The 25,844-nt window shown below is 71.7% G+C and carries 23 protein-coding genes and 2 tRNA genes; 17 read left to right on the top strand and 8 right to left on the bottom strand.

The features are described 5' to 3' along the window. Window positions 1-26: 26 nt before the first annotated feature. The gene (locus ACIRPX_RS02990; RefSeq protein ID WP_404187531.1) at window positions 27-863 is read right to left on the bottom strand and encodes a DeoR/GlpR family DNA-binding transcription regulator; all 837 of its coding nucleotides are present in this window, start codon (window positions 861-863) and stop codon (window positions 27-29) included. Between the two features lie 409 nt (window positions 864-1,272). On the opposite strand from ACIRPX_RS02990, the gene ACIRPX_RS02985 reads away from it, so the two are divergent. Both ACIRPX_RS02985 and ACIRPX_RS02980 read left to right on the top strand, forming a co-directional pair. Further along, window positions 1,273-2,745 carry an FGGY-family carbohydrate kinase gene (locus ACIRPX_RS02985; protein ID WP_404187530.1) on the top strand — a complete coding sequence of 491 codons (1,473 nt, stop codon included), beginning with the start codon at window positions 1,273-1,275 and terminating at the stop codon, window positions 2,743-2,745. Then, on the top strand, window positions 2,742-3,362 hold the full coding sequence (locus ACIRPX_RS02980) for a histidine phosphatase family protein (RefSeq protein ID WP_404187529.1): 621 nt from the start codon (window positions 2,742-2,744) through the stop codon (window positions 3,360-3,362). Before ACIRPX_RS02985 ends, ACIRPX_RS02980 begins: the two co-directional genes overlap by 4 nt. Window positions 3,363-3,459: 97 nt before the next feature. Here the strand turns inward: ACIRPX_RS02980 and ACIRPX_RS02975 are convergent, their stop codons facing one another. Further along, window positions 3,460-4,107: a superoxide dismutase gene (locus tag ACIRPX_RS02975; protein WP_404187528.1), complete on the bottom strand. Its 648-nt coding sequence runs from the start codon at window positions 4,105-4,107 to the stop codon at window positions 3,460-3,462. Between the two features lie 310 nt (window positions 4,108-4,417). Between ACIRPX_RS02975 and ACIRPX_RS02970 the strand changes: the two genes are divergently transcribed. After that, entirely contained in the window at window positions 4,418-4,996 is a 579-nt protein-coding gene (locus ACIRPX_RS02970) for a biotin transporter BioY (protein WP_404187527.1), read from the top strand. Between the two features lie 145 nt (window positions 4,997-5,141). Here ACIRPX_RS02970 and ACIRPX_RS02965 read toward each other — a convergent pair whose 3' ends face one another. Continuing rightward, window positions 5,142-5,873, bottom strand: coding sequence for an LPXTG cell wall anchor domain-containing protein (locus ACIRPX_RS02965; RefSeq protein WP_404188246.1), 732 nt, complete (start codon window positions 5,871-5,873; stop codon window positions 5,142-5,144). Between the two features lie 187 nt (window positions 5,874-6,060). On the opposite strand from ACIRPX_RS02965, the gene ACIRPX_RS02960 reads away from it, so the two are divergent. Continuing rightward, a complete protein-coding gene (locus ACIRPX_RS02960) occupies window positions 6,061-8,136 on the top strand; it encodes a protein kinase (RefSeq protein ID WP_404187526.1) in 2,076 nt (691 codons plus the stop codon). A 66-nt stretch (window positions 8,137-8,202) separates the two neighbouring features. On the opposite strand, the gene ACIRPX_RS02955 is transcribed toward ACIRPX_RS02960, so the two are convergent. Beyond that, window positions 8,203-9,621 carry an amino acid permease gene (locus ACIRPX_RS02955; RefSeq protein ID WP_404187525.1) on the bottom strand — a complete coding sequence of 473 codons (1,419 nt, stop codon included), beginning with the start codon at window positions 9,619-9,621 and terminating at the stop codon, window positions 8,203-8,205. A gap of 205 nt (window positions 9,622-9,826) precedes the next feature. Between ACIRPX_RS02955 and ACIRPX_RS02950 the strand changes: the two genes are divergently transcribed. Beyond that, entirely contained in the window at window positions 9,827-10,315 is a 489-nt protein-coding gene (locus tag ACIRPX_RS02950) for a ribose-5-phosphate isomerase (RefSeq protein ID WP_404187524.1), read from the top strand. A gap of 33 nt (window positions 10,316-10,348) precedes the next feature. Continuing rightward, window positions 10,349-11,158: an Fpg/Nei family DNA glycosylase gene (locus ACIRPX_RS02945; protein ID WP_404187523.1), complete on the top strand. Its 810-nt coding sequence runs from the start codon at window positions 10,349-10,351 to the stop codon at window positions 11,156-11,158. A 59-nt stretch (window positions 11,159-11,217) separates the two neighbouring features. Here ACIRPX_RS02945 and ACIRPX_RS02940 read toward each other — a convergent pair whose 3' ends face one another. Beyond that, window positions 11,218-12,447, bottom strand: coding sequence for a GNAT family N-acetyltransferase (locus ACIRPX_RS02940; protein WP_404187522.1), 1,230 nt, complete (start codon window positions 12,445-12,447; stop codon window positions 11,218-11,220). A 162-nt stretch (window positions 12,448-12,609) separates the two neighbouring features. On the opposite strand from ACIRPX_RS02940, the gene ACIRPX_RS02935 reads away from it, so the two are divergent. The 4 genes from ACIRPX_RS02935 (at window position 12,610) to ACIRPX_RS02920 (ending at window position 17,581) form a co-directional block, all read left to right on the top strand. After that, complete coding sequence (locus tag ACIRPX_RS02935; protein WP_404187521.1) at window positions 12,610-13,800, top strand: PP2C family protein-serine/threonine phosphatase; 1,191 nt, start codon at window positions 12,610-12,612, stop codon at window positions 13,798-13,800. 120 nt (window positions 13,801-13,920) lie between these two features. Next, window positions 13,921-14,679 (top strand): ABC transporter ATP-binding protein, encoded by a 759-nt coding sequence (locus tag ACIRPX_RS02930; RefSeq protein ID WP_404187520.1) that lies wholly within the window; start codon window positions 13,921-13,923, stop codon window positions 14,677-14,679. Then, window positions 14,679-17,111, top strand: coding sequence for an FtsX-like permease family protein (locus tag ACIRPX_RS02925; RefSeq protein ID WP_404188244.1), 2,433 nt, complete (start codon window positions 14,679-14,681; stop codon window positions 17,109-17,111). Before ACIRPX_RS02930 ends, ACIRPX_RS02925 begins: the two co-directional genes overlap by 1 nt. Window positions 17,112-17,131: 20 nt before the next feature. Continuing rightward, the gene (locus ACIRPX_RS02920) at window positions 17,132-17,581 is read left to right on the top strand and encodes an HD domain-containing protein (protein WP_404188241.1); all 450 of its coding nucleotides are present in this window, start codon (window positions 17,132-17,134) and stop codon (window positions 17,579-17,581) included. On the opposite strand, the gene ACIRPX_RS02915 is transcribed toward ACIRPX_RS02920, so the two are convergent. Next, entirely contained in the window at window positions 17,578-18,762 is a 1,185-nt protein-coding gene (locus ACIRPX_RS02915) for an acyltransferase family protein (protein WP_404187519.1), read from the bottom strand. The genes ACIRPX_RS02920 and ACIRPX_RS02915 overlap by 4 nt on opposite strands. Before the next feature lie 613 nt (window positions 18,763-19,375). Between ACIRPX_RS02915 and ACIRPX_RS02910 the strand changes: the two genes are divergently transcribed. Both ACIRPX_RS02910 and ACIRPX_RS02905 read left to right on the top strand, forming a co-directional pair. Then, window positions 19,376-19,570 carry a hypothetical protein gene (locus ACIRPX_RS02910; RefSeq protein WP_026178055.1) on the top strand — a complete coding sequence of 65 codons (195 nt, stop codon included), beginning with the start codon at window positions 19,376-19,378 and terminating at the stop codon, window positions 19,568-19,570. 68 nt (window positions 19,571-19,638) lie between these two features. Further along, entirely contained in the window at window positions 19,639-19,857 is a 219-nt protein-coding gene (locus tag ACIRPX_RS02905) for a hypothetical protein (protein ID WP_404187518.1), read from the top strand. 51 nt (window positions 19,858-19,908) lie between these two features. On the opposite strand, the gene ACIRPX_RS02900 is transcribed toward ACIRPX_RS02905, so the two are convergent. Together ACIRPX_RS02900 and ACIRPX_RS02895 are read right to left on the bottom strand one after the other, a co-directional pair. Then, a complete protein-coding gene (locus tag ACIRPX_RS02900; protein ID WP_404187517.1) occupies window positions 19,909-20,652 on the bottom strand; it encodes a hypothetical protein in 744 nt (247 codons plus the stop codon). Between the two features lie 123 nt (window positions 20,653-20,775). Next, window positions 20,776-20,846 (bottom strand) — tRNA-Gly (locus tag ACIRPX_RS02895). A 163-nt stretch (window positions 20,847-21,009) separates the two neighbouring features. Here ACIRPX_RS02895 and ACIRPX_RS02890 point away from each other — a divergent pair. The 5 genes from ACIRPX_RS02890 to clpX all read left to right on the top strand — a co-directional run bounded on the left by ACIRPX_RS02890 (window position 21,010) and on the right by clpX (window position 25,802). Then, window positions 21,010-21,086, top strand: a tRNA-Pro gene (locus ACIRPX_RS02890). Window positions 21,087-21,319: 233 nt separating this feature from the next. Further along, complete coding sequence (gene tig / locus ACIRPX_RS02885; RefSeq protein WP_404187516.1) at window positions 21,320-22,705, top strand: trigger factor; 1,386 nt, start codon at window positions 21,320-21,322, stop codon at window positions 22,703-22,705. A gap of 277 nt (window positions 22,706-22,982) precedes the next feature. Next, entirely contained in the window at window positions 22,983-23,591 is a 609-nt protein-coding gene (locus ACIRPX_RS02880) for an ATP-dependent Clp protease proteolytic subunit (protein WP_055570713.1), read from the top strand. A 51-nt stretch (window positions 23,592-23,642) separates the two neighbouring features. Next, complete coding sequence (locus ACIRPX_RS02875) at window positions 23,643-24,323, top strand: ATP-dependent Clp protease proteolytic subunit (RefSeq protein WP_016435180.1); 681 nt, start codon at window positions 23,643-23,645, stop codon at window positions 24,321-24,323. Window positions 24,324-24,512: 189 nt separating this feature from the next. Then, complete coding sequence (gene clpX, locus ACIRPX_RS02870; RefSeq protein ID WP_404187515.1) at window positions 24,513-25,802, top strand: ATP-dependent Clp protease ATP-binding subunit ClpX; 1,290 nt, start codon at window positions 24,513-24,515, stop codon at window positions 25,800-25,802. Window positions 25,803-25,844 lie beyond the last annotated feature (42 nt).

The raw sequence follows: 25,844 nt of genomic DNA, 5'->3' as shown, positions 1-25,844 counted from the left end.
CCGTCCGCGGGTGGGTCTCGCGCGGATCACGTGGTTCCAGCTCGGTCATCGCTGCCCTTCGTGCCTCTCGTGGCGCAGATCTCGTACGGGACCTTGTGCTCGTCCAGATCCCGCAGCGCCTCGGCCGACGCCCCGTCGTCGACGAGGAGCAGGTCGAAGCGGGACAGCGGAACGACCCGGTGCAGCGCGACCCGGGCGAGCTTGGTGTGGTCGATCAGCAGCACGTTGCGGGCGGCCGCGTCGAGCATGGCCCGCTTCACCGACACGATGTGCTGCTCCTGGTGGTACGCGTAACCCCCGTGCACGGCCGACGTCGAGGTGAAGCACACGTCCACGCGCAGCTGCTCGACCGCCTCCACGCAGGACACCCCGAGGAAGGACGAGTGCAGCGGGTCGTAGTCGCCGCCGAGCGCCATCAGTTGGATGCCCCGCTGGTCGGCCAGCAGGTTGATCGCCTCCAGGAAGTTGGTGACCACGGTCAGCGGGGTGATCTCGCCGAGCCGCAGGTGGCGGGCTATCTCCAGGGTGGAGGTGGAGTCGTCGAGCATGATCGCCATGCCGGGCTCTATGGACGCCAGCGCGTGCGCGGCGACGGCGGCCTTCTCGGCGCGCATCGCCTTCAGCCGGTACTGCACGTTGGACTCGAAGACACCGGACGGCTGCGCGGTCACGCCGCCTCTGAACTTCCGTACGACTCCCTGCCGTTCGAGCTCGTCGAGGTCCCGGTGGATGGTCATCAGGCTCACCCCGAAGCGCTCGGCGAGCTCCGCCGCCGTCGCCGAGCCGTCGGCCAGGACCTGCTCGGCCATGACGGCCTGCCGGGCCGCCGGTCCCTGCTGATGCGCGCTGCTGTTGCTGCTCATCGTGTCCCGATCAGTCGTCCTGGGCGCCCGGGTCGGTCGGCCCCGGACAGCAGCAGGTTCTCAGGCCGGACCGTGAGTCGTACCGGATCGTCGGCACCGAGGTCCGCCGTGTCGCCGCGCGGGGCCACCGGCGACGGGTGGCCGCCCGCCGGCCGGGCCGGCGCCGGAGCGGACCACGGTGGGCCCGGGGAGCCGTCTGCGGCCGGGCGGGTGCGTGTCCATCCGCGACCTCCGTGGGGGGCGGGTCCGGTGCGCCGGGCGGTGGGGGCGACACGTCCGGTCGGCCCGCCAACAGAGGGTGTAACGGCGGACGTTGCGCGTCAATCCCTCGCGCGGGCGAAGAACACGCGTCAATATCGGAGGGAGGCGTGAAGTTCACGGGCCGGTCCGAGATGTCCGGGAGGCAGGGATGCGGGACGAGCGGGAGGCGTGGCTCGGGATCGACCTCGGGACGCAGAGCGTCCGCGTGCTGGCCGTCACCGGGGACGGGACGGTCCTCGGCGGCGGCTCGGCGCCGATCGGCGGGCGCCGCGAGCGGGAGCGCCACGAGCAGGACCCGGGGGACTGGTGGGAGGGGGTCCGCACCGCCGCCCGGGCCGCCCTCGGCCCGGTCGCGGGCCCCCGGATCGGCGGGCTCGCGGTGTGCGGGACCTCCGGGACGGTGCTGCTGACGGACGGGGCGGGGCGGCCGCTGAGCCCCGGGCTCATGTACGATGACGGGCGGGCCGCGGCGCAGGGGGCGCGGGCGCGGGAGGCCGGGCTCGCGGTGCAGGACACCTGGGCGCTGCCGAAGGCGCGCTGGCTGGTGGAGGAGTACGGGCGGGGGCGGATCACCCACCAGCCCGACGTCATCACCGCCCGCCTCGTCGGCAAACCGGTGCCGACCGACTCCAGCCACGCCCTCAAGACGGCCTACGACGTCGGACGGGAGGCCTGGCCGGACGTCATGGGCCTGCCCGCTCGGACCCTGCCCGACGTCGTCCGGCCCGGCACCCTGCTCGGCGAGGTCTGCCCGGCCGCGGCCGAGGCCACCGGCATCCCGGCCGGCACACCGGTCGTCGCCGGGATGACCGACGGCTGCGCGGCGCAGATCGCGTCCGGCGCGCTGCGCCCCGGCTGCTGGAACTCCGTGCTGGGCACGACCCTCGTCCTCAAGGGCGCCGCCGCCGAGCCGGTCCACGATCCGTCCGGCGTGGTCTACAACCACCGGGCGCCGGACGGCAGCTGGCTGCCCGGCGGGGCGTCCAGCGTCGGCGCGGGCGTGCTGACCGCGGCCTTCGCGGGCGCCGACCCGGCGGCGATGGACGCGCGGGCGGCCGCGTACGAGCCCGCCGGCGCGGTGGCCTACCCGCTGGTGTCGCCCGGCGAACGGTTCCCGTTCCTGGCGCCCGCCGCCTCCGCCCTGGTGCTGGGCGAGCCGGCGGGGGACGCCGACCTGTGGGCCGCGCTGCTCCAGGGCGTCGCCTTCGCCGAACGGCTCTGCCTGGACTACCTGCACCACCTGGGCGCCCCGCTGGACGGCCCGCTCACCTTCACCGGGGGCGGCGCCCGCAGCCCGTACTGGAACCAGCTGCGCGCCGACATCCTCGGCCGCCCGGTCCGCGTCCCCGCGCAGACCGAACCCGCGCTGGGCATGGCCGCGCTGGCCGCACACGGGACGGGCTCGGGCCCCCTGGCGGACGTCGCCGACCGCATGGTCCGCATCGCCACCCGCCTCGAACCCCGCCCCGGCCGCACCGCCCGCTTCGCCGAGCCGTACGCCCGCCTGATCGACGAGCTGACGGCCCGCGGCTGGCTCCCGTCCCCGGTGGCGGGACACGCGCACGCCCGGCTCCGGCAGACCCTGGAGGGCGCCGCCCGCCGCGATACTGCGGACTCATGAGTACGACGCTGCTGCTGGCCCGGCACGGGCAGACCGTCTGGCACGCCGAGAACCGCTACGCCGGGGTGAGCGACGTGGCGCTCACCGGCACGGGGCGCGCGCAGGCCGAGGCGCTCGGGCGCTGGGCCGCCGCCCGTCCCGTCGACGCGGTCTGGACCTCCACCGTCTCCCGCGCGATCGCCACCGCCGAGCCCGCCTGCCGGGCCCTCGGCCTCACCCCGCACCGCGACCACGCCCTGCGGGAGTGCGACTTCGGCGTGGTGGAGGGCCGTACGCTCGCCGAGTTCGCGCAGCGGGACCCCGACGCGGCCGAGGCCTTCCGCACCGACCCGGTCGCCCATCCCTTCCCCGGCGCCGAGGACCCGAGGGCGGCCGCCGAACGGGGCGCCGCCGCCCTGCGGCGCATCGCCGCCGCGCACGAGGGCGGGCGCGTCCTGGTGGTGGCCCACAACACCCTGCTCCGCCTGGTCCTGTGCCGGCTGCTGTCGATCCCGCTCGGCGACTACCGCCGCGTGTTCCCGCGGCTGCGCAACGCCGCCGTCAGCGAACTCCGGCTGGACGCCGGGTCGGTGGGGCTGATCTCGCTGAACGTGCCGTGCGAGCGGGAGCCCGCGTAGCTCGTGGGAAGCCCCCGCGAGTCCTGTCCTCGCGGGGGCTTCCGTCATGCCGCCTGCCAGGTGAAGGGTGAGAAGACGATCACGAGGCAGGACGCTCTCAGGGAGCCAGGAGCAGTACGTCCGCGCGGGACCTGGCCGCCTCGTGACGCCGGGCCACGTCCTGCCAGTTGACGACGGCCCACATCGCGTCGACGAAGTCGGTCTTCTGGTTCCGGTACTGCAGGTAGAAGGCGTGCTCCCAGGCGTCGAAGACGAGGATCGGCACCGAGCCCTGGCCGACGTTGCCCTGGTGGTCGTAGACCTGCTCGACGACGAGCCGCCCGCTCAGCGGCTCGTAGGCGAGGACGCCCCAGCCCGACCCCTGTGTGGTGGCGGCGGCCTTGGTCAGCTGAGCCTTGAACCTGTCGAAGCCGCCGAACGACTCGGCGATCGCGTCCGCCAGCTCGCCCACCCCGTCCGCCGCGAGCGGCTCACCGCCGCCCTCCTTCGGGCCGGTCATGTTCTGCCAGTAGATCGAGTGCAGGATGTGCCCCGACAGATGGAAGGCCAGATTCTTCTCGAGGCCGTTCAGCGTCCCCCAGTCCTCCTGCTCCCGCGCCCGAGCCAGCTGCTCCAGGGTGTCGTTGGCGCCCTTCACGTACGCCGCGTGGTGCTTGTCGTGATGCAGCTCGATGATCTCGGGGCTGATCACGGGCGCCAGCGCGGCGTAGTCGTACGGCAGCTCAGGAAGCGTGTAGACGGGCATGAGGGTCCCCTCCGACCTCTTATTGCAAAAGACTTGCAAGTACACGCTAGCAACAAAAAGGTCGCCGCGGGTGCACCGGCCGGGATCGGATTGGCGGGATCCCACAGGGCGGCCCGTGGCCCGCGGGGTGAGCCCGGCCTCGCTGCCTCCGTGACCGGTGTCACGCCGAACCCGGTGTATGCCGCATCCTTTGTCCGGAGCCCACCAAGCCCGCCGTCCCGCCTTTGTCGATCGCTGACGGTGATCACCCCGCGACCGCTGGGATAGCGTCGCCGTGTCCCAGCATGTCCTCGTCACCCGCGGAGTCCTCATGAGCACCGCCGCCGCCCCCGCCCGCCCCCGCGAGGTCCTCGCCGACCTCCTGCCCGCGACCCGTCTGCGGGACGTGGCCCTCGTGCTCGGGGGCGCCGCGCTCACCGGCCTCGCGGCGCAGATCTCCGTGCCGGTGCCGGGCTCCCCGGTGCCGGTGACCGGCCAGACCTTCGCCGCCCTGCTGGTCGGCACGACGCTCGGCGCGAGCCGCGGCCTGGCCTCGCTCGTCCTGTACGCGCTCGCCGGGCTGGCCGGTGTGCCCTGGTTCGCCGGCGGCACCTCCGGCGTCTCCGTCTCCTTCGGCTACATCGTCGGCATGATGCTCGCCTCCGCCGCCGTGGGCGCCCTCGCCCGCCGTGGCGCCGACCGCTCCGTCGTGCGCATGGCGGGCACGATGCTGCTGGGCGAGGCGATCATCTACGCCGTCGGCGTCCCCTACCTCGCCCACGCGGCCGGGATGTCGCCGTCCGCGGCGATCGCGGCCGGCCTGACGCCGTTCCTCCTCGGCGACGCCCTGAAGGCGGCCCTGGCGATGGGCGTCATGCCCACCGCGTGGAAGCTCATCGGCAAGCGCTGACGCCGGACCGCCGCGAAGGAGGCTCGCCGGGTCGTACGCGACCTCGGCCCGGCGGGCCTCTTCCGTCGTCCGGGTGACGGAAAGGCCGGGGTGCGCGGGCACCCCGGCCTTTCGTGGATGTGTCGTGCCGCGCAGCCGCAGGGTGTCAGCCGCGCAGCTGACCGGTGGGACGCCGCGACGTCCACCACAGCCCGGCCGCACCGGCCGCGATCAGTGCCGCGCCCGCCGCGCCCAGGGGCAGGACGTCCCGCCCGACGCCCGTCTTCGGCAGCTCCTTCTGGTCGCCGCCCGGCGCCACCGGCTTGTTGTCGGTGCCGAGCAGCAGCGGGGTGGCCGGGGCGTTCGGCGACGGGTTCGTCGTACCGAACGGAACCGGGCCCTGCTGCCAGTACGTCTTCTTCCCGTCACCGGACGTCACGGGCAGACAGATCTTGCCGGTCTTGCCGAGGTCGTAGGTGGCATCGACGGCGTACGACTTCGACTTACCGGCCGCGAGATTGTCGATCGGGCAGGAGAAACCGCTGTTCGAGCCCTTCGGAAGATTACTTTCGGCAATCTGGGAGCAGCCTTGCACGCTCTTGACCGTGAGGCCGTCGAAACCGACGACCAAAAGCTGGATCTTTCCGCTGTCCTTGGTCCCCTCGTTCTTGACCGTGGCGGTAATCGCCGTCTTTTGCGAGCCGTTGTCGACCGAGATCTTCGAAGGCAGGAGCGTGGTCAGCCGCACGCCTGCCGGGGCCTCGTCGACGGCCTTTCCCCCCTTGCTGCTGCCAGGTCCCTGGTCGTCCGCGCTGGCGGTGAAGGAAAGGATCATCACCGTCGAAAAAGATGCCGCGACCAGCGATCCCGCGATGGTCGTCATGCGACGAGAACTCATGTTCACATCCCCCTTGGCTGCGCCTGAATTCGCAGTACTTGAAGAGCTACCACAAGATTTCTCCGCACTATGCTGGTACGGCATGAAGTGTGACCATTGTGGGACAGTCGGGGCGTTCCAGGGGTAATTGAGGGGGTGTAGCGGATTGCCGGGGAATACGAGCAGCGGCGGAGTTCCAGGGTTGCTGGTGACGGGGCGCTACAGGCTGGTCGAGAGTATCGGCCAGGGGGGAATGGGGCGGGTGTGGCGGGCCGCCGACGAAATGCTCGACCGTCCGGTCGCCGTCAAGGAGATGCGCATCGACGGGCTGGACGCGGAGGACGCGCGCACCCGCCGTGAACGGACCCTGCGCGAGGCCAGGGCGACCGCCCGGATCGACCATCCCAACGTGGTGCGGGTCTACGACGTCGTCGACGAGGGCGAACGGCTGTGGATCGTCATGGAGCTGGTCGGCGGCCGCTCCCTGGAACGGCTCGTCGCCCAGGACGGCCCGCTGGCTCCCGCCGCCGCGGCACGGATCGGGCTGGGGCTGGTGGGCGCCCTGCGCCAGGTGCACGCGCGCGGTGTGCTGCACCGTGACATCAAGCCGGGCAACGTCCTGGTGGAGGACGGCGCGGAGCGCGTCGTGCTCACCGACTTCGGCATCGCCGCGATCCAGGACGCCAAGGCGCTCACCATGGTCGGGATGCTGGTCGGCTCCCCCGACTACATGGCGCCCGAGCGCATCTCCGGCCGCCCGCAGGGCCCGCCCTCCGACGTGTGGTCGCTGGGCGCCACGCTCTGCGCGGCCCTGGGCGGGCGTTCCCCCTTCTCCCGCGACACGACCCTGGCCACGCTGCACGCGGTGCTGTACGAGGAGCCCAGACTCCCGGCCGCGGCCGGTCCCCTGCGGGACGTGCTGGCCGCGCTGCTGGAGAAGGACCCCTCCGTGCGCCCGGACCTGGCGGACCTGGAGGAGGCCCTGCTCCCGGTCGCCTTCCCGCCGACCCTGCCGACGCTTCCCGTGGGCGCGGCGGAGGGGAACGGCGGCGCCCGGGAGGGCGAGGCGGACGAGAACGGCGAGCCCGCGGCGGAGGAGGCGGCGGGCCCCGGGCCCGCCGTGGAGCCCGAGCGGCCCACCCCGGTCTACCTGGACACCCGTCTCGTCCGGGCCGCACGCGACCCCAGGCGACCCGAACCCGAATCCGCATCGGAATCCGAATCGGCGCCCGAACCCCAACCCCAACCCCAACCCCAACCCCAACCCGAATCCGCGCCCCAATCCGCGCCCCAATCCGCGCCCCAATCCGCGCCCGAACCCGCCCCCGTCCAGGACGCGATACCGCGGGAGATGCCGCAGCCTGCGCCCCCCTCAGCCCACCAGCACGTCAACGCCTCCAGCGAGGTGCCCTCCGAAGTGCGCTCCGAAGTGCGCTCGGAGGTCCGCTCCGAGGCCCCGTCCGCCCAGCAGCCGGCCGGTGTCTCCCTGGTCCGCCCGCCCACGGTCCCCGAGCGGCAGTCCCCGCAGCCGTACGCCGCCCCACCCGGTGCCGGTCGCGGCCCGGTGCCCACCCCTGAACTGTCCACCCGCCCGGCCCTGGGACCCCACCCGCTGCGCACGCCGCAGCCCGAACCGCCCGGTCCCGCCGCCGCGTCCGGTCCCGGTCCCGGCCGTCGCCGGGCCGGTTTCGCCGCCGTCGGCGTACTGGCCGCCGCGGGGGCCGTCGTGGCCGTGGTCCTGCTCGCGAACTCCGGTTCGCCCGGCGGCGACCGCGCGGACTCCTCCTCGTCGTCCGCGGCGTCCGCCACCACGCCGGGCAGCAGCGCGCCGCCCACCGTGGAAGGCACGTCGAGGCCGCAGACCCTGCCGCCGGGCGTGCACGCCGAGGGCGGTTACGCGTGGGCGACCCCCAAGGGCTGGCGCCGTGACGTGAAGACGGGCTCCGAGGTGCACTACACCTCCCCCGACGGCACCCAGGAACTCGCGGCGGCGTCGTCCGTCGCCCGCGGCGACCTGATGGACACCTGGGCGAAGTCGGAGCAGAACGCCCACCAGGGGCAGAACTACCAAAAGATCCGCCTGGAGAGGACGACCTTCCGCGGCAACCCCGCGGTCGTCTGGGAGTACACCTTCACGCTGAACGGCACCCCGTGGCACGCCCGGCTGCTGGGCTTCACGCAGGAGGGGAAGACCTTCCAGATCAACACCTGGTACCAGCCGGGTGCCGAGAGCCAGGCGCTCAGCACCTACGACAAGGTCAAGGACAGCTTCGTCGTGCTGTGAATCGCGCGGACACGGAAGGGGGCCCGCGGCGAGCGCCGCGGGCCCCTCGGGCCAACGCCCTGTCCGTCAGCCGGCCTTGACCTCGTCCGGCGCCGCCGCGGCGGACTCGGCCGCCACGGCCGTCCGGCCGCCGAGCGCCTTCTCCTTGATCACGGCGACGACCAGCACGATCGCTGCCACGAGCAGCGACAGCAGCACGGTCTCGCGGCCGTCGTGCTCCGTGTCCGTGAGCATGTAGCCCAGCACGAACACGATCACACCGGCCGCCGCCCAGGTCAGGTACGGGTAGAGCCACATCTTCACGACCAGCTTCTCCGGCGCCTCGGCCTGGATGATCCTCCGCATGCGCAGCTGCGAGAAGCAGATGACCAGCCAGACGAACAGGGCCACGGCACCACTGGAGTTGACCAGGAAGAGGAAGACCGAGTCCGGGAACTTGTAGTTGAAGAAGACCGCGACGAAGCCGAAGAGGACGGACGCGAGGATCGCGGCCCTCGGCACACCGCGGGACGTCGTGCGCGCGAACATCTTCGGCGCGTCACCCCGCTCGCCGAGCGAGAAGGCCATCCGGGAGGCCGTGTAGAGGCCGGAGTTGAGACAGGACAGCACCGACGTCAGCACGATGAAGTTCATGATCTGGCCGGCGTGCGCGATGCCGAGGGAGTCGAGGGCGGCGACGTAGGAGCCCTTCTCCTTGATCGCCGGGTCGTTCCACGGCACCAGCGAGACGACCACGAGGATCGAGCCCAGGTAGAAGACCGCGATACGCCAGATGATGCTGTTCGTGGACTTGGTGACCGCGCGCTGCGGGTTCTCCGACTCGCCGGCGGCCAGGGTGGCGATCTCGCTGCCCATGAAGGAGAAGACGACGAGCAGCACACCGGTGAGGACGGCGCCGGGCCCGTGGGGCAGGAAGCCGCCGTGGTCGCTGAGGTTGCCGAAGCTCGCCCGGTCGGCGTGGACGCCCGGCAGCACACCGAAGATCGCGAGCGCGCCGACGACGATGAACGCGCCGATGGCGACGACCTTGATCCCGGCGAACCAGAACTCGAACTCGCCGTAGGAGCCGACGGAGACGAGGTTGGTGGCGGTCAGCACGACCATCACGATCAGGGCCCAGCCCCACTGCGGGACGGCCGGTATCCAGCTCTCGAGGATCGTGGCACCGGCGGTGGCCTCCACCGCGAGCACCACGACCCAGAAGAACCAGTAGAGCCAGCCGATGGAGAACCCGGCCCAGCGGCCGAGCGCGCGGTCGGCGTGCGCCGAGAACGATCCGGAGGTGGGGTTGGCCGCGGACATCTCGCCGAGCATGCGCATCACGAGCACGACGAGGGTGCCGACGAGGGCGTACGAGAGGAGGATGCCGGGTCCTGCGGTGGCGATGCCGGAGCTGGAGCCGACGAACAGTCCGGCTCCGATGACACCGCCGATGGCGATCATCGTCAGATGACGGTTCTTGAGTCCGGCCTGGAGACCAGTCATGGGGGAAATCCTTCGCGCCTTGTGAGCGATCCCCGTACGAGCGGTGTACGGGCCGGACCAGTGAAACGGAGGTTGAGGGATTCGTGAACCTTCGAAACGGGATTGTTACTTGAGGTTTCCTTGAGGTTCTGTGGTCGACGTCATGGTTTTCCCTGATCGGCACCCGGGGCTGCCGCCCGCCGGGACCCGTGTCACACTCGGAGTCATGCGCGTGTACCTCGGCTCCGACCATGCCGGCTTCGAACTCAAGAACCACCTCGTCGAGTGGCTCAAGGCGGCAGGCCACGACCCCGTCGACTGCGGCCCGCACATCTACGACGCCCAGGACGACTACCCGCCCTTCTGCCTGCGGGCCGCCGAGCGTGCGGCCGCGGACCCCGAGTCCCTCGGCATCGTCATCGGCGGCTCCGGCAACGGCGAGCAGATCGCGGCGAACAAGGTGAAGGGCGTGCGTGCGGCGCTCGCCTGGAGCGAGGAGACCGCGTCGCTCGGCCGTCAGCACAACAACGCCAACGTCGTGGCGGTCGGCGCCCGTATGCACACCACGGAGGAGGCGACGAAGTTCGTCGAGACCTTCCTGGGCACCCCGTTCTCGGGTGACGAGCGCCACATCCGCCGGATCGACATGCTCGCGGAGTACGAGACGACCGGCGAACTGCCCCCCGTCCCGGCGCACCACCCGCAGCAGGGCTGACGCCCGCGCAGGGGCGGGAAGGACTCAGGCACCGTGCCAGAGGGGCACACCATCCACCGGCTGGCGTCCGACTACGCCGACCGCTTCATCGGCACGGCACCGCGGGTGACCAGCCCCCAGGGCAAGTTCTCCGACGCCGCCGCACTGCTCGACGGCGCCGGGCTCACCCGCACCGAGGCCCACGGCAAACACCTCTTCCTCGGCTTCCGCGACACCGACTGGGTCCACATCCACCTCGGTCTGTTCGGCAAGGTCGCCTTCGGTGACGCCCCCGCCCCGCCGCCCACCGACACGGTCCGCCTGCGGCTCGCCAACGACACCTCGTACGTCGATCTGCGCGGACCGACGACCTGCGCGCTCATCACGGACGCCGAGAAGGGGGCGGTCCACGGCCGGCTCGGCCCCGACCCGCTGCGGGCCGACGCCGACCCGCGCGCGGCCTACCGGCGGATCTCCCGCAGCCGTACGACGATCGCCGCCCTGCTCATGGACCAGAAGGTGATCGCGGGCGTCGGCAACGTCTACCGCGCCGAGGTCCTCTTCCGGCACGGCATCGACCCCTACCGCGCGGGCAAGGACATCACCCCGGCCCAGTGGGACGCGGTCTGGGCCGACCTGGTCGGGCTGATGCACGAGGGCGTCCGCAACAACCGCATCGACACCGTCCGCCCCGAGCACACGCCGGAGGCGATGGGCCGCCCGCCGCGCGTGGACGACCACGGCGGCGAGGTGTACGTCTACCGGCGGGCCACGCTGCCCTGTCACATCTGCGGCACTGAGATCCGCACCGCCGGCCTCGCGGCCCGCAATCTGTTCTGGTGCCCCACCTGCCAGCGGGGCTGACGCCCCGCCGGCCTCCGGCCCGCACGACGGCGAGCACCCGTGCGGAGGGGAACACCCCCCTAGAACCCGTGCGGCAGCCACGGCGCCGCGGTGGACGCGAAGGCCAGCGACGCCTCCGCGAGCGCGCCCGGCCGCAGCTCCCGCACCCGCCCGGCCGCGGCGAGCGCGTCCAGGGTCACGCCGCCGAGATAGGCCGAGCCCAACTCCCGTACGGACAGCGCGAGATCGGCCGCGTCCTCGGTGCGCGCGCAGGACGCGCCCTTCGTGTCGCCGGTCAGCCGCCAACGCCCGGTGTTCCAGGGGCAGAAGACGTCCTCGACGTCCAGCACCACGTCCACCGGCGCCTGGTACGCGCGCGCCTCCAGCGCCGCCCCGACGTCCACCGGCCGTACGTACAGCGAGTCCCGCACGAGCAGTGAGCAGCGGCGGATGTCGGAGACCAGATGCTGCCAGCCCTCGCCGACCGGCCGCCCGCGCGTGCTCACCCTCGACGTCAGGTCGATGTCGAACAGGAACCGCCACAGCGCCGCGTGCGCCGCCGCGTCCAGAGCCTCCAGGTCCTGCAGGACGACCGTGCCCCTGGGGCCCGCCGGCTCCCAGCCCGGCTTGATCCGGAAGCGGGCGTACCCGACGGTCTCGCCGTCCCGCTCCGCGAGCACGCACTGCAGCGGTGACGCGCCGTCGCGCTCGCTCTCCGGGTCGAGCAGCCACAGCCGCTCCCAGCCCGGCAGCCGCGCCAGCATGCCCGCACGCCGCGGCACCAGCCGGGCGTACACCGCCTCGCACGCGCCGAGCACATCGGCGGGCGACGCGTACCGCAGCCGTACGTCATCGGTGCCGGGCGGTACGGACAGCCGTACGCGGCTCGTGTCGATCTCGGCGTTGACGTGGAACGTGCCGACGCCGTACCCGAACCGGCCGTAGATCGCGGGCTCGGAGGCGGTCAGGACGGCCAGCGGCTCGCCCCAGGAGCGCACGTCGTCCAACTGCCGCCGCATCATGGACGTCAGCACACCGCGCCGCCGGTGCGTGGCGGCCACGCTGACCATGGTCACGCCCGCCGCGGGCACCGCCGCACCTCCGGGCACGGTCAGCCGGAAACGGAATGCCCCCGCCGTCCCCACACACGTATCGTCGTCCCAGGCGCCCAGGGAGCGGTCCGTCTGCGTGAGTTCGCGGAACAACGCGCGCTCCTCGGCCGGCTCCGGGACCCCACCGAAGGCACGGAGCAAGGTGTCGTACCACTCGTCCCAGTCGTCCTGCCGCAGCACGCGCAAGTCAGTCGCCATGAACCATGCCTACCAGGGCATTGCGGGACGAGCGAGGGAATTTCGTCCTCGCGGGCCCGCGACGGCTTTCTGTGAAGTTCACTGTGAAGTTGAACCTCGGACGGGGGACAAGTGGGACCTCCCGTGCCAAGCAGCTGGTCCGATGGATAGGGTCCCGAACTGATGGCAGCAGGACGAGAGCGGCGCGCGGAAGCCGAGACGTTCACGGCCCGGTTGAAGATGCAGTGGCACCGGGTCCGCGTCGGCCTGCGCAGAAGCGCCGTCGACTACTTCCGCGGGGACGGCTCGGACTGGGTCGCGCTGGCGGGGCTGCTCCTCATGGTGCCGGTGATCGCGGCCGTCACGCTCGCCAACTCCGTGTGGTGCTCCCCGGCCGTGCTGGTGCTGCCGATCGTGGCGGGCGGGCTGCTGCTGCGCCCGGCCAGCCTGCTCGGGCTGTACGCGGCCGCGGCCACGGCGCTGATCGTGGAGTCGGTGAAGCTGGGGCCCTACACCCAGGGCTCGTCCGGGGTCACCCCGGGCGTCGTGCTGGTCGTCGCCGCCTGCGGCTTCTTCGGCCTGCTCATCGCACAGTTCCGCAGCAGGGTCGGCGTGCCCTGGCGGCGCGGCGGCACCATGCTCTTCGACCTCCGCGAACGCATCCGGGTGCAGAGCAAGCTGCCGACGCTGCCGGTGGGCTGGCACCGCGAGATGGCGCTGCGCCCGGCGGGCGGCCAGTCCTTCTCCGGCGACTTCGTGGTCGCCGCCCGCACCGGCGGCGGCCGCACGCTGGAGGTCGTCCTGACGGACGTCTCCGGCAAGGGCATGGACGCGGCGTCGCGGGCGCTGCTGCTGTCCGGGGCGTTCGGCGGCCTGCTGGGCTCGCTGCCCCCGCACGCCTTCCTCCCGGCGGCCAACGGCTATCTGCTGCGCCAGGACTGGCAGGAGGGGTTCGCCACCTCCATCCATCTCGTCCTGGACCTCGACTCCGGGGACTACGAGCTGTACTCCGCCGGGCACCCCCCGGGCCTCCAGCTCAGCGCGGGCAGCGGGCGCTGGGAGGAGAAGGCCGCCGAGGGCCCGCTCCTCGGCGTCTACGACGGCGCGCAGTTCGACCCCGTGAAGGGCTCGCTGCGCCCCGGCGACGTGCTGATGCTGTTCACGGACGGCCTCGTGGAGACCTCCGACCGCGACATCGTGGAAGGAATCGACCGCCTCACCGGCGAGGCCGACCGCTATGTCGCCGGCGGTTTCCACGGCGCCGCCTGGCACCTCATCGAGGCGGTGGCCAAGGACGTCAACGACGACCGCGCGCTGCTGCTCATCTGCCGCGAGGGGCCCACGGTCACCGCCCGGCCGCCGGCCCCGCGCTGAGCATCCGGAGGACGGCGGGTGGGGTTTACCCCCGCCCGCATCCGCCTGCCGCCCTCATCGCCCGCCCCACCCCGCGGTCCGTAGGTTCGAAGCACCACCCCGGACCGGAAGGAAACAGGCATGTCAGGCGACTGGGCCGTAGAACTGCACGGAGTCCGCAAGCGCTACGGCCGCGGCGGCGCCGCCGTGCACGCCCTGCGCGGCATCGACCTCAGCCTGCCCCGGGGCAGCTTCACGGCCGTGATGGGGCCCTCCGGCTCCGGCAAGTCCACCTTCCTGCAGTGCGCGGCGGGCCTGGACCGGCCCAGCTCCGGCACCGTCCGGCTCGGCGGCACCGAGATCACCGGCATGAAGGAGAACAGGCTCACCGCGCTGCGCCGCACCCGCCTCGGCTTCGTCTTCCAGGCGTTCAACCTGCTGCCGTCGCTCACCGTCGAGCAGAACGTCGTCCTGCCGACGCGCCTGGCGGGCCGCCGCCCCGACCGCCGCCGCGCCGCCGAGGTCCTGGCCCAGGTCGGCCTCGCGGACAAGGCCCGCCGCCGCCCCGGTCAGCTCTCCGGCGGCCAGCAGCAGCGCGTCGCGATCGCCCGCGCGCTGGTCACCCGGCCCGACGTGGTCTTCGCGGACGAGCCCACCGGCGCCCTGGACACCACGACCGCCGCCGAGATCCTCTCCCTGCTGCGGCGGGCCGTCGACGCCCACGGCGCCACGGTCGTCATGGTCACCCACGACCCCTCGGCCGCCGCCTGGGCGGACCACGTCCTGTTCCTCGCCCAGGGCGAGATCGCCGACCGGCTGGACCGCGCTCCGGCCGACCGGATCGCCGCCCGCATGACGGCTCTGACCGCGCGCCCCGCCCCCGCACCGGCGGCGGCGTGATGCTCACCCCCAACGGCCTCGCCCGCGCGGCGCTCCGCTTCCGCCCCGCGGGGTTCGCCGGTACGTTCGTCGCGCTCATGATGGCCGCGACGGTCGTGTCGGCCTGCGGCATCCTGCTGGAGACCGGCCTGCGCGCCACCGTCCCGCCCGCCCGCTACGCCGCCGCCCCCGTGGTGGCCGCGGCCGCCCAGACCGCTCCCTACGGCCACGGCGACGACGCCGACAGCGAGCCGCTGCCCGACCGCGCCCGCCTCGACGCCTCCCTGGTGGCGAAGGCGGCCGCGGCGCCCGGCGCCCGCACGGCCGTCGCCGACGTCACCTTCCCGGGCCGCGGCCCGCACGGCCCCCTGAGCGTCCACAACTGGGCCTCCACCGCCTTCTCCGGGGAGAAGCTCACCGCCGGCCGCCCGCCGCGGCCGGGCGAGGTCGTCGTGGCCGGCGGCAGGACCGCGGTCGGCTCGCACCTCACCCTCACCACCCCCGCGGGCACGCGCTCCTACCGCGTCTCGGGTGTCGCCGGCACCCCCGACCCCGCGGCCTGGTTCGCCGACGACGAGGCCGTACGCCTGTCCGGCCACCCCGGACGGATCGACGCCGTCGTGGTGTTCCCCGAGGCCGGCGTCTCCACCGCCGCCCTCGGGTCCCGGGTGGCGCACGCGCTCGGGAGGCACGCCACCGTGCACACCGGCGACGACCGGGGCACCGTCGAGGACCCCTCGCTCGGCGAGGCGAGGGAGACGCTCGTCGGAATCGGCGGCTCCTTCGGCGGCGTCGCCACCCTGGTGGCCATGTTCACCGCGGCCGGTACGGTCGCCCTCGCCGTGGGCCAACGGGCCCGTGAGTTCGCCCTGTTGCGGGCGATCGGCACCACTCCGCGCCAGGTCCGCCGCACGATCGCCACCGAGGCGCTCCTGGTGGCGCCCCTGGCCGGGGCACTCGGCTGCCTGCCCGGAATCGCCCTGGCCCGCTGGTGGTTCGGGCAGCTGCGGGACAAGGGCGCCGTGCCGGAGGCGGTCGGCCTGTCCGTCTCCTGGATCCCCCTCGTCTCCGCGGCCGGCGCGGTCCTGCTCACCGCGCTGCTCTCCGGCTACGCGGCCGCCCACCGCAGCTCGCGCATCAAGCCCGGCCAGGCGCTGAGCGAGGCCTCCGTGGAGCGGCTGCGCGTCGGCTGGATCCGTACGCCCCTCGGCATCGCCGCCGCGGCCGGCGGTTGCGTCTGCGCGGCACTGTCCGCCTCGCTGACCGGCGAGGACGCCGCCAACGCGGCCCTGGGCATCGTCTTCCTGTTCATGCTGGCCGTGGCACTGCTCGGCCCGCTGGTGGCCCGCGCCTGCGCCTGCCTGCTCGGCCTGCCACTGCGCGGGGCGGGCGCCCCGGCCGCGCTCGCCGCCGCCAACTCCCGGACGAACGCCCGCCGTCTGGCCTCCGCGATCACCCCGATCGTGCTCGCCATGGCGTTCTCGTCGGTGCTGATCTTCATGCAGACCAGCACCGAACGCGTCACCGCCGACCAGCAGCACGCCGGTGTCCTCGCCGACCACATCGTCACCGCCGATCCGGGCCTGCCGCGGGACGCCGTACGACAGGCCGGGCGCAGCCCCGAAGTCACCGCGGCGGTGGGCCTGTTGAGGACCTCCGTACTGGTCCCGGCCCCGGGCGGCCTGGAGCCGGCCTCCGCGCAGGGCGTCACGGGCACCGCCCGCGGCCTCGCCGCGGTGCAGGACCTGGACGTCGGGCACGGCCGGCTGTCCCTGCAGCGCGGCGAGATCGCGATCGACGCCCGGCTCGCCGGCAACGCCCACGTCGAGGTCGGCGACCGCCTCCACCTCCGGCTGCCCGACGGCACCAGGGCCGCCCCGGTGGTGGCGGCCACCTACGGGCGCGGCATGGGACTGTCCCAGGTGACGATGGCCCACGCCGACCTCGCCCCGCACGTCACCTCCGCCTACGACACCGAGCTGTGGACGAAGGGCGGAACGGCCGCCGGGCTGGGGCGGTTCGGTACCGTCCTCGACCGCGGCGGCTACACCACCGCCCGCTCCCTCGACCGTGAGCTCAACGCCTGGGCCAACTCCGTGATGGCGGGCGTCCTCGGCGGCTTCGCGGCCGTCGCCGCCGTCAACACGCTGGTGATGACCGTCCTGGACCGCCGGCGCGAACTCGGCACGCTGCGCCTCATCGGCTCCACCCGCCGCCAGGTGCTGCGCATGATCCGCTGGGAGGCCCTGCTGGTCGCCGTCGCGGGCATCGCGCTCGGCACGGCCATCGCGCTGGCCACCCTGGTCCCGATGACGAAGGGCCTGACCGGACGGGGACCGTACGTCCCGCCCCTCGTCTACGGCTGCTTCGCCGGCGCGATCGTCGTCCTGGGGGTGACGGCCGCGACCCTCCCGGCCCGCGCGGCGCTGCGCGGGGAGACACTGGACGAGTGACCGGAAAATCCCGAACGCCGATGACCCTGGCCGACGTCGAGGCCACCGCCCGTGCCGCCCACGCGGGGCAGACCGACAAGGCGGGACGGCCCTACGCCGAGCACCTGAGCGCCGTCGCGCGAGGCGTCCGCGCCCGCGGCGGCGACGAGGAGCAGATCGCGGCGGCCTGGCTGCACGACGCCGTCGAGGACGACGCGCTCTCCGCGCGGTGGCTGGAGGAGGCCGCGCTGAGCCGCCGTACGAAGGACATCGTGCGGGCGGTCACCAAGCGGGCGGGGGAGACGCCGGAGGAGTACGCGGGGCGGATCCTCGCCACGCCGGGCGCGTTGCTGGTGAAGGAGGCGGACCTGGCGCACAACGCCGATCCGGCCCGCCTCGCCCGCCTGGACGACGAGGCGACCCGCACACGACTGACCGAGAAGTACGCGCGGATGCGCACACTTCTCGGTCTGGGGCAGCCCTCGCGCTAGACGTTCGCCGTCTCGCGCTGTCTCTGCTGCTTCTCGCGCTCGCGGGCCGGCTCCGACGCGTCGCGCCGGAAGGCCCACGTCATCTCGGGCTCCATCGCGAACCTGAACGTCCGCCGCACGGGAGCCGTGCACAGCGCCGTCACCACGGCGGCCGCGGCGAGGGTCACCGCGATCTCGCCGAGCGGCCCGTGCAGCCACCCGTGGTCGAACCAGCCGTAGAAGTCACCGGCCTTGATCACGAATCCGTGCAGCAGGTAGCCGTACAGCGTGCCCGCGCCCAGCGCGGTGAACCATGTCCTGCGGCGCGGCACCCAGGCGAAGAAGCACGCGGTCAGCAGCAGCGAGCAGCCGAACAGCGCGAGCACCATGACCGGTCCGGTCCACCACGGGGCGCCCAGCTCCTGGGCGGCGTCGCGGTGGTAGAACCACGCGGCGTTCATCCGCGGCACCGCCCACCAGCCGAAGGCCAGGGCGGCCGCGAACACCGGCACCGCGGCGATCCGCGTCGCCCGTGTGCGCATCTTCTGGAAGTGCTCGGGCCGCATGCACAGACCCAGCACGAAGTACGGCAGAAACTGGAGCACCCGCTGCAGGTCGAGGTCGTTGCCGATCTCCGGCGAGACCGAGCCCAGCATCGCGACGCCGAGCGCGACCGGCAGCGGCCACCGCAGGTTCTTCCACAGGGGTGTCGTCAGGCGCCAGACGAACAGCGCGACCAGGAACCAGGTGAGGTACCAGGGGTCGAGCAGGCTGATGTCCATGCCCGGGTCGTGATCGCCGTAGCGCTTGAAGAGGGAGTACGCCGTCTCGAAGACGACGTAGGGCACCAGGACGCCGGTGACCAGGCGCCTGAGGCGGTCGGGGCGCATGTCGAAACTGCGCGAGAAGTAGCCGGAGATGATGATGAAGGCCGGCATGTGGAAGGCGTACACGACGGTGTACGCGGCCTCCAGGATGCGGCTGTCACCCTTCAGCGGTTCCCAGGAGTGGCCCATGGCCACCAGCAGGATCGCCAGGTACTTCGCGTTGTCGAAGAACGCGTCGCGCTGTTTCCCGGATCTGGCGGGCGGGGCCTGCTGGTCCTGCGGGGGGCGGCGAGGAGCCGGCGCTCCGGAGGCCGGGGCGTCTGCGGCGGGGAGCGGTGTGCTGTTGTGGCCGTGCGGCGGCAACGAGTTCGTCACAGGCGCTCCCCCCGACAACGGGGGGAGGCGGTCCCGGACCTCGCTGCACATGCGGGGGACGAGGCAGCGTGAAACATCTGAGGAACCCTAGCGTCGTCTGTGGGTTGTCGTAAAACTCCCCACGTCTTTCCTGCTTATTGGCTTCGAGTACCCAGTATTAAGGGAAGTCGACTTCCCTGTGCGGGTGATGGTCGGCACACCATTACATGTCCTGGTTGTCACGACTCGTCCCGACTAAACGGGGCATATGACCTGGAGGCGACTCCGGTGGAATGTCCACTTCATTCGCCTTTGCAGGGCCGGTCGTTGACGGCTGTCGGGTATCTGTGGCGACCATTCGAAATGCCTGCGAACGCGTTGTGGGGAAATGGAAACGGGCCCACCGAATTCCCTGTGCGGGTGCTTCCTCGAAATGCTGTGCGGGCGGGCCGAGTTGGACCCGCCCGCGGGCCGCGGCCACACGCTCGGGGCAGAGGTCCGACACGGTGTGCCCGACGATGCCTCAGGTGTCGCATACCAGGGCCTCGTTGGTGGCACGATGGTTCTGGCGGGGGTGCGCGGGCGCCGGCACCCCCGGGCCGGGAGAGCGGACCGACCTAGGGTGTGATCAGTTGTGGCCATTTCACTGTCAGTGGTGCTTCTGTTGGCGATCATCCTGGTGGTGTTGATCCGGGGAGGCTCGATCAAGGCCGGCCCCGCCATCGTGGCGATCCTCTTCGGCTTCTTCCTGGCCTCCACCGGCATGGCGCCGTCCATCAACCGGTTCCTGAACTCGATAGCCGAGACGATCAACTCGATCAGTTTCTGAGCCGCGCCGGCCTCCGACCGGGCCCTCCGGACTGGACAGCGAAGGTGAGCGGTCGGACCATCGGATGCATGATTCTCCTCGTGCCCGCAGCGCTGGTCCTGTTGGGCTTCCTCGCCTACAGCGTCCTCATCGACCGACGCGCACGGCACCGCGGCAGCAGGAACCGGGACAGCCGCAGCATGGAGATCGACGCGCGGGAGGTGCGGCGCGATCTGCGCGCCTGGAAGCGCGGAGCCGTGGGCAACAGCGGTGAAGATCTCTCGTGGATGAGCCACCGCAGGCGCTGAGCCGATCCGGGTGGTGCCGCGGTCGCCCCGCGCCTCGCGGTCCGGGCAGGGCTACCGCGTGGTGTGCACGGCGGCGTCCAGCACTCTCGACTGGGCGTCGACGAGATCGCTCGGGATGCTCGCAGACGTTCCCGGAGCGTCGGACAGCGCCTTGTAGATCGCCAGGGTGGAGCCGTGCCGTACCGCCATCACGCTGATGGGGAGCTTCAGGCCGTCCTCGCCGGGTTCCACGGTCAGCTTGAGCCGGAAAGCGACCCCGTCGTCGCCCTGCGGTGGGCCGTCGACGGCTTCGACATCCTCGTAGGCGGCCTTCATGGGGCCCGCCGTGTACGCCGTGCAGGACTTCAAGGCCGTGCGAAGCTCGTTGATCACCCGCACGCCGTCGGCGGAGCGGTACGACACCAGGGTGAGGAGCGTGGAGCGGCCCTTTGCGCCCGCGACGCGCTGCACGCTGCCCACGGGGCTGTAACCACTGGCCCCGTCCACCGCGGCGCTGACCGGAGCGCACAGCGAGGGCTCGGTGGTCGTGCGGCGTGCGGCGTGGATGACGCCGTTGCCCGCGCCTTGCGTGCCCGCCCCGACCTCTTCGACCTGGACCCCGGGAAGGTCGTGCGCGTCCACGACGGCATCTTCGAGCTGCCGCTGTGTCAGCACACGCGCACTCCGTTCCGCGCCCCGGCCGACCGTCGCGCTCGGCGTCGAGGCGCCTTCGGCGTGCCCGCCGCCGCACGCAGTCGCGCAGACGGCCAGCGAGGCCAGCGCCACCATGTGTCTTCGCCCGATGGACCTGCTCATGTTCCCTCCCCCTTGTTCGCACAACGACCGGGAACGATACGACAGGTCGACCGATCCGGCCGTTGAAAGGGCTCAGGCCCGGGCAGCGGGTGAATACCCGCTGCCCGGGCCTGGGCCGTACAGAGCGGGCGACGGGAATCGAACCCGCGTAGCCAGTTTGGAAGACTGGGGCTCTACCATTGAGCTACGCCCGCACAACGTGCGCCACGCATCGGTGATCGTGCCGCGGTATGCATCGTAGCGGGTCGGACGCGCTCGGCGCACACCCCTTCCCCGCCCGCACCGGCCCGCAGCCGCCGCCCCGGAAATACGGCGTCCGCACTGGCCGCGGGCATGTACCCTACGTGTCGCACCAGACGGGGTGTGGCGCAGCTTGGTAGCGCGTCCGCTTTGGGAGCGGAAGGCCGTGGGTTCAAATCCCGCCACCCCGACCAGCGCCGGTCGGTACCGGCCGGCATCGGTCGGCACCGGTCAACACCGGCCTCGGGCCCGATCACCCCGGGTGATCGTGTCACGTGATCGCCTTTGGGGCGTGTCGCCGCTGCCGTTACTATGCAAGCTGCACGCCCGTGTGTCTCTCCTCTACGAAGTCCTCCGGGCGGCGAAATCCGCCGGACCAGTCTGGCTCCGGCAGAAACCCAGAAGTCAGCCACAAGGAGACCGAACCGTGAAGAGCGCCGTGGAGACCCTGAACCCGACCCGGGTTCGGCTCACTGTCGAGGTGCCCTTCGAGGAGCTCAAGGACAGCCTCGACGCGGCGTACAAGAAGATCAACCAGCAGGTCACGGTGAAGGGCTTCCGGAAGGGCAAGATCCCGGCGCGCGTCATCGACCAGCGGTTCGGCCGCGGTGCGGTCCTGGAGGAGGCGGTCAACGACGCGCTTCCGAAGTTCTACACGGAGGCGGTCAACGAGGCCGAGCTGAACGTCCTGGGCCAGCCCGAGGTGGACATCACGGATCTGAAGGACGGCGAGACGCTGAACTTCACCGCCGAGGTCGACGTCCGCCCCGCCCTGGAGATCCCGGACTACTCCGGCATCGAGGTCGAGGTCGACGCCGTCGAGGTGACCGACGAGGACATCGAGAAGTCCGTGGAGCAGCTGCGTGAGCGCTTCGCGTCGACCTCGCCCGTCGAGCGTGCCGCCGAGGACGGCGACGTCGTCACGATCGACCTGGAGGCCAAGGTCGAGGGCGAGGTCCTCGAGGACGGCGTGGCGAGCGGCGTGTCCTACACCATCGGCTCCGGCGAGCTGCTGGACGGCATCGACGACGCCGTGAAGGGCCTGGAGGCCGGTGGCGAGGCCACCTTCACCTCCGAGCTCAAGGGCGGCTCCGCGTCCGGCAAGGAGGCCGAGGTCACCGTCAAGGTCACCCAGGTCGCCGCGCGTGAACTGCCCGAGCTGGACGACGACTTCGCCCAGCTGGCGTCCGAGTTCGACACCCTCGAGGAGCTCAGGGCGGACAGCCGCAAGCGCCTGGAGAACATGAAGCAGTACGACCAGGCCACGCAGGCCCAGGAGCGCGTCCTGGAGAAGCTGCTGGAGCTGGTCGAGGTGCCCGTCCCCGAGAAGCTGCTCGAGGACGAGATCAACACCCGCAAGCACAACCTGGAGCACCACCAGCTCGGCCAGATGGGCCTCGACCTCGGGAAGTACCTGGAGATCCAGGGCAAGACCGAGGAGGAGTTCGACGCCGAGACCAAGGAAGCCGCGGTCAAGGGCATCAAGACCCAGTTCGTCCTCGACGAGCTCGTCAAGCAGGAGAAGCTCAACGTCAACCAGGAGGAGCTCACCGAGCACCTCATGCGGCGCGCGGCCTCCTCCGGCATGTCCCCCGACCAGTTCGCGCAGGCCGTCGTCGAGGGCGGCCAGGTTCCGCTCCTGGTCGGCGAGGTCGCCCGCGGCAAGGCCCTCGCGGTCGTCGTCGAGTCGGCCACGGTCAAGGACACCAACGGCGAGGTCGTCGACCTCGACGACGAGGACGAGACCGAGTCGGCCGCCGACGTCGCCGCCGAGGCCGGCGCCGCCGACGCCGACGAGAAGACCGAGGGCTGACGCCCACGGCGCCTGGCAGGTCCCAGGACGGGCCCTCGGGGACACGCCCCCGGGGGCCCGTCGTCGTACGGTGGAGGAGTGCCGCCGGCCCCGCGTCCGCAGGCGCTACGCCCCCGGCGAACACCCCACTCTCCGGGATTCCCCGAAGGGACCAGCGCGTTAGGGTCCATGAGTACGGGGGCAGGGAAGTCCCGGACTGCCCAGCCCCCCGGATGGGAACACGTGAAGACGGCCCGGCGCCGTCGTAAGACGAGCAGGTGGATACGTGACGAATCTGATGCCCTCCGCCGCCGGCGAGCCTTCCATCGGTGGTGGCCTCGGCGACCAGGTCTACAACCGGCTGCTCAACGAGCGGATCATCTTCCTCGGCCAGCCGGTCGACGACGACATCGCGAACAAGATCACCGCACAGCTGCTGCTCCTTGCCGCGGACCCGGACAAGGACATCTACCTCTACATCAACAGCCCCGGCGGATCGATCACGGCCGGCATGGCGATCTACGACACCATGCAGTTCATCAAGAACGACGTGGTGACCATCGCCATGGGCCTCGCGGCCTCGATGGGCCAGTTCCTGCTCAGCGCGGGCACCCCCGGCAAGCGCTTCGCGCTGCCGAACGCCGAGATCCTGATCCACCAGCCCTCCGCCGGTCTGGCCGGTTCGGCCTCCGACATCAAGATCCACGCCGAGCGGCTGCTGCACACGAAGAAGCGCATGGCCGAGCTCACCTCGCAGCACACCGGCCAGTCGGTCGAGCAGATCACCCGCGACTCGGACCGTGACCGCTGGTTCGACGCCTTCGAGGCCAAGGAGTACGGCCTCATCGACGACGTCATCCCGACGGCCGCCGGAATGCCGGGCGGCGGCGGCACCGGTGCGGCCTGAGGCCCTCCGGACAGCCCCCAGCCGACCGCCACAGCTCCTAGGAGACAGACAGTGAACGACTTCCCCGGCAGCGGCCTGTACGACCGCACCCGCGCCGAGTACACGGGGCCCGCCGCCGAGTCCCGCTACGTCATCCCGCGCTTCGTCGAGCGCACCTCGCAGGGCATCCGCGAGTACGACCCGTACGCGAAGCTCTTCGAGGAGCGGGTGATCTTCCTCGGCGTGCAGATCGACGACGCCTCCGCCAACGACGTCATGGCGCAGCTGCTGTGCCTGGAGTCGATGGACCCCGACCGGGACATCTCGGTCTACATCAACAGCCCGGGCGGCTCCTTCACCGCGCTGACGGCCATCTACGACACGATGCAGTTCGTCAAGCCCGACATCCAGACGGTCTGCATGGGCCAGGCGGCGTCCGCCGCCGCCGTCCTGCTGGCCGCCGGTACGCCGGGCAAGCGCATGGCGCTGCCGAACGCCCGCGTGCTGATCCACCAGCCCTACAGCGAGACGGGCCGCGGTCAGGTCTCCGACCTGGAGATCGCCGCCAACGAGATCCTCCGGATGCGGTCGCAGCTGGAGGAGATGCTGGCCAAGCACTCGACCACGCCGATCGAGAAGATCCGCGAGGACATCGAGCGCGACAAGATCCTCACGGCCGAGGACGCGCTGTCGTACGGCCTGATCGACCAGATCATCTCCACCCGGAAGATGAACAACGCGTCCGTCCGCTGACACGGAGGGACACGGACGCTGTATCGTCTGCCGCCCCTTGGCACGGTTGGTGTGCTTTGACACGCTGCACGTCGAAGTGAACCGCGCCAAGGGGGGCCCGAACGGGGGGCTCGGCAAGGTACCGTCGGATGAAGGCAGCACCAGGAGCCGCTGGATCTAGGCGTCTCCCAGGCGAAGGGGAAGCACACCGTGGCACGCATCGGTGACGGCGGCGATCTGCTCAAGTGCTCGTTCTGCGGCAAGAGCCAGAAGCAGGTCAAGAAGCTCATCGCAGGGCCCGGTGTGTACATCTGCGACGAGTGCATCGACCTCTGCAACGAGATCATCGAGGAAGAGCTCGCGGAGACCAGCGAGGTGCGCTGGGAGGAGCTTCCCAAGCCCCGCGAGATCTACGAGTTCCTCGAGGGCTACGTGGTCGGCCAGGAGGCCGCCAAGAAGGCCCTCTCGGTGGCGGTCTACAACCACTACAAGCGCGTCCAGGCCGGCGAGAACGGCGGGGCCAACGGCCGTGACGACGCGATCGAGTTGGCGAAGTCCAACATCCTGCTGCTCGGCCCCACGGGCTCGGGCAAGACGCTGCTCGCCCAGACCCTGGCCCGCATGCTGAACGTCCCGTTCGCGATCGCGGACGCGACGGCGCTGACGGAGGCGGGTTACGTCGGCGAGGACGTCGAGAACATCCTGCTGAAGCTGATCCAGGCGGCCGACTACGACGTCAAGAAGGCCGAGACCGGGATCATCTACATCGACGAGATCGACAAGGTCGCGCGGAAGAGTGAAAACCCCTCCATCACACGCGACGTGTCGGGCGAGGGCGTCCAGCAGGCCCTGCTGAAGATCCTCGAGGGCACCACGGCCTCGGTCCCGCCGCAGGGCGGACGCAAGCACCCCCACCAGGAGTTCATCCAGATCGACACGACGAACGTGCTGTTCATCGTGGGCGGTGCCTTCGCGGGCCTGGAGAAGATCATCGAGTCCCGGGCCGGCGCGAAGGGCATCGGCTTCGGCGCGACGATCCGCTCCAAGCGCGAGCTGGAGGCCAAGGACCAGTTCGAGGACGTCATGCCCGAGGACCTGGTGAAGTTCGGGATGATCCCCGAGTTCATCGGCCGCCTCCCCGTCATCACCTCGGTCCACAACCTCGACCGCGAGGCGCTGCTCCAGATCCTGGTGGAGCCGCGTAACGCGCTGGTGAAGCAGTACCAACGCCTGTTCGAACTCGACGGTGTGGAACTGGACTTCGAGCGCGAGGCCCTGGAGGCCATCGCCGACCAGGCCATCCTCCGCCAGACCGGCGCGCGCGGCCTGCGCGCCATCATGGAGGAGGTCCTGATGTCGGTCATGTACGAGGTCCCGTCCCGCAAGGACGTGGCCCGCGTGGTCGTCACGGCCGACGTGGTCCACTCGAACGTCAACCCGACACTCATCCCGCGCGACGCCCGCAACGGCCGGGGGCCGGGGGAGCAGAAGACGGCGTAACGCCCGTACAGGTACGTGAAGAAGGGCCCGGCGCCACAGCGC

The organism is Streptomyces sp. NPDC101225 (assembly GCF_044767585.1).
Classification (GTDB): domain Bacteria; phylum Actinomycetota; class Actinomycetes; order Streptomycetales; family Streptomycetaceae; genus Streptomyces.
The sequence above is the reverse complement of the archived record's forward strand: the minus strand, read 5'-3'. Positions and strand labels throughout refer to the sequence as shown.

Coding starts and splice junctions, on each gene's coding strand:
- ACIRPX_RS02990 (WP_404187531.1), bottom strand. CDS start 863: ATGAGCAGCAACAGCAGCGCGCATCAGCAGGGACCGGCGGCCCGGCAG.
- ACIRPX_RS02985 (WP_404187530.1), top strand. CDS start 1,273: ATGCGGGACGAGCGGGAGGCGTGGCTCGGGATCGACCTCGGGACGCAG.
- ACIRPX_RS02980 (WP_404187529.1), top strand. CDS start 2,742: ATGAGTACGACGCTGCTGCTGGCCCGGCACGGGCAGACCGTCTGGCAC.
- ACIRPX_RS02975 (WP_404187528.1), bottom strand. CDS start 4,107: ATGCCCGTCTACACGCTTCCTGAGCTGCCGTACGACTACGCCGCGCTG.
- ACIRPX_RS02970 (WP_404187527.1), top strand. CDS start 4,418: ATGAGCACCGCCGCCGCCCCCGCCCGCCCCCGCGAGGTCCTCGCCGAC.
- ACIRPX_RS02965 (WP_404188246.1), bottom strand. CDS start 5,873: ATGAGTTCTCGTCGCATGACGACCATCGCGGGATCGCTGGTCGCGGCA.
- ACIRPX_RS02955 (WP_404187525.1), bottom strand. CDS start 9,621: ATGACTGGTCTCCAGGCCGGACTCAAGAACCGTCATCTGACGATGATC.
- ACIRPX_RS02950 (WP_404187524.1), top strand. CDS start 9,827: ATGCGCGTGTACCTCGGCTCCGACCATGCCGGCTTCGAACTCAAGAAC.
- ACIRPX_RS02940 (WP_404187522.1), bottom strand. CDS start 12,447: ATGGCGACTGACTTGCGCGTGCTGCGGCAGGACGACTGGGACGAGTGG.
- ACIRPX_RS02935 (WP_404187521.1), top strand. CDS start 12,610: ATGGCAGCAGGACGAGAGCGGCGCGCGGAAGCCGAGACGTTCACGGCC.
- ACIRPX_RS02930 (WP_404187520.1), top strand. CDS start 13,921: ATGTCAGGCGACTGGGCCGTAGAACTGCACGGAGTCCGCAAGCGCTAC.
- ACIRPX_RS02925 (WP_404188244.1), top strand. CDS start 14,679: ATGCTCACCCCCAACGGCCTCGCCCGCGCGGCGCTCCGCTTCCGCCCC.
- ACIRPX_RS02920 (WP_404188241.1), top strand. CDS start 17,132: ATGACCCTGGCCGACGTCGAGGCCACCGCCCGTGCCGCCCACGCGGGG.
- ACIRPX_RS02905 (WP_404187518.1), top strand. CDS start 19,639: ATGATTCTCCTCGTGCCCGCAGCGCTGGTCCTGTTGGGCTTCCTCGCC.
- ACIRPX_RS02900 (WP_404187517.1), bottom strand. CDS start 20,652: ATGAGCAGGTCCATCGGGCGAAGACACATGGTGGCGCTGGCCTCGCTG.
- ACIRPX_RS02880 (WP_055570713.1), top strand. CDS start 22,983: ATGCCCTCCGCCGCCGGCGAGCCTTCCATCGGTGGTGGCCTCGGCGAC.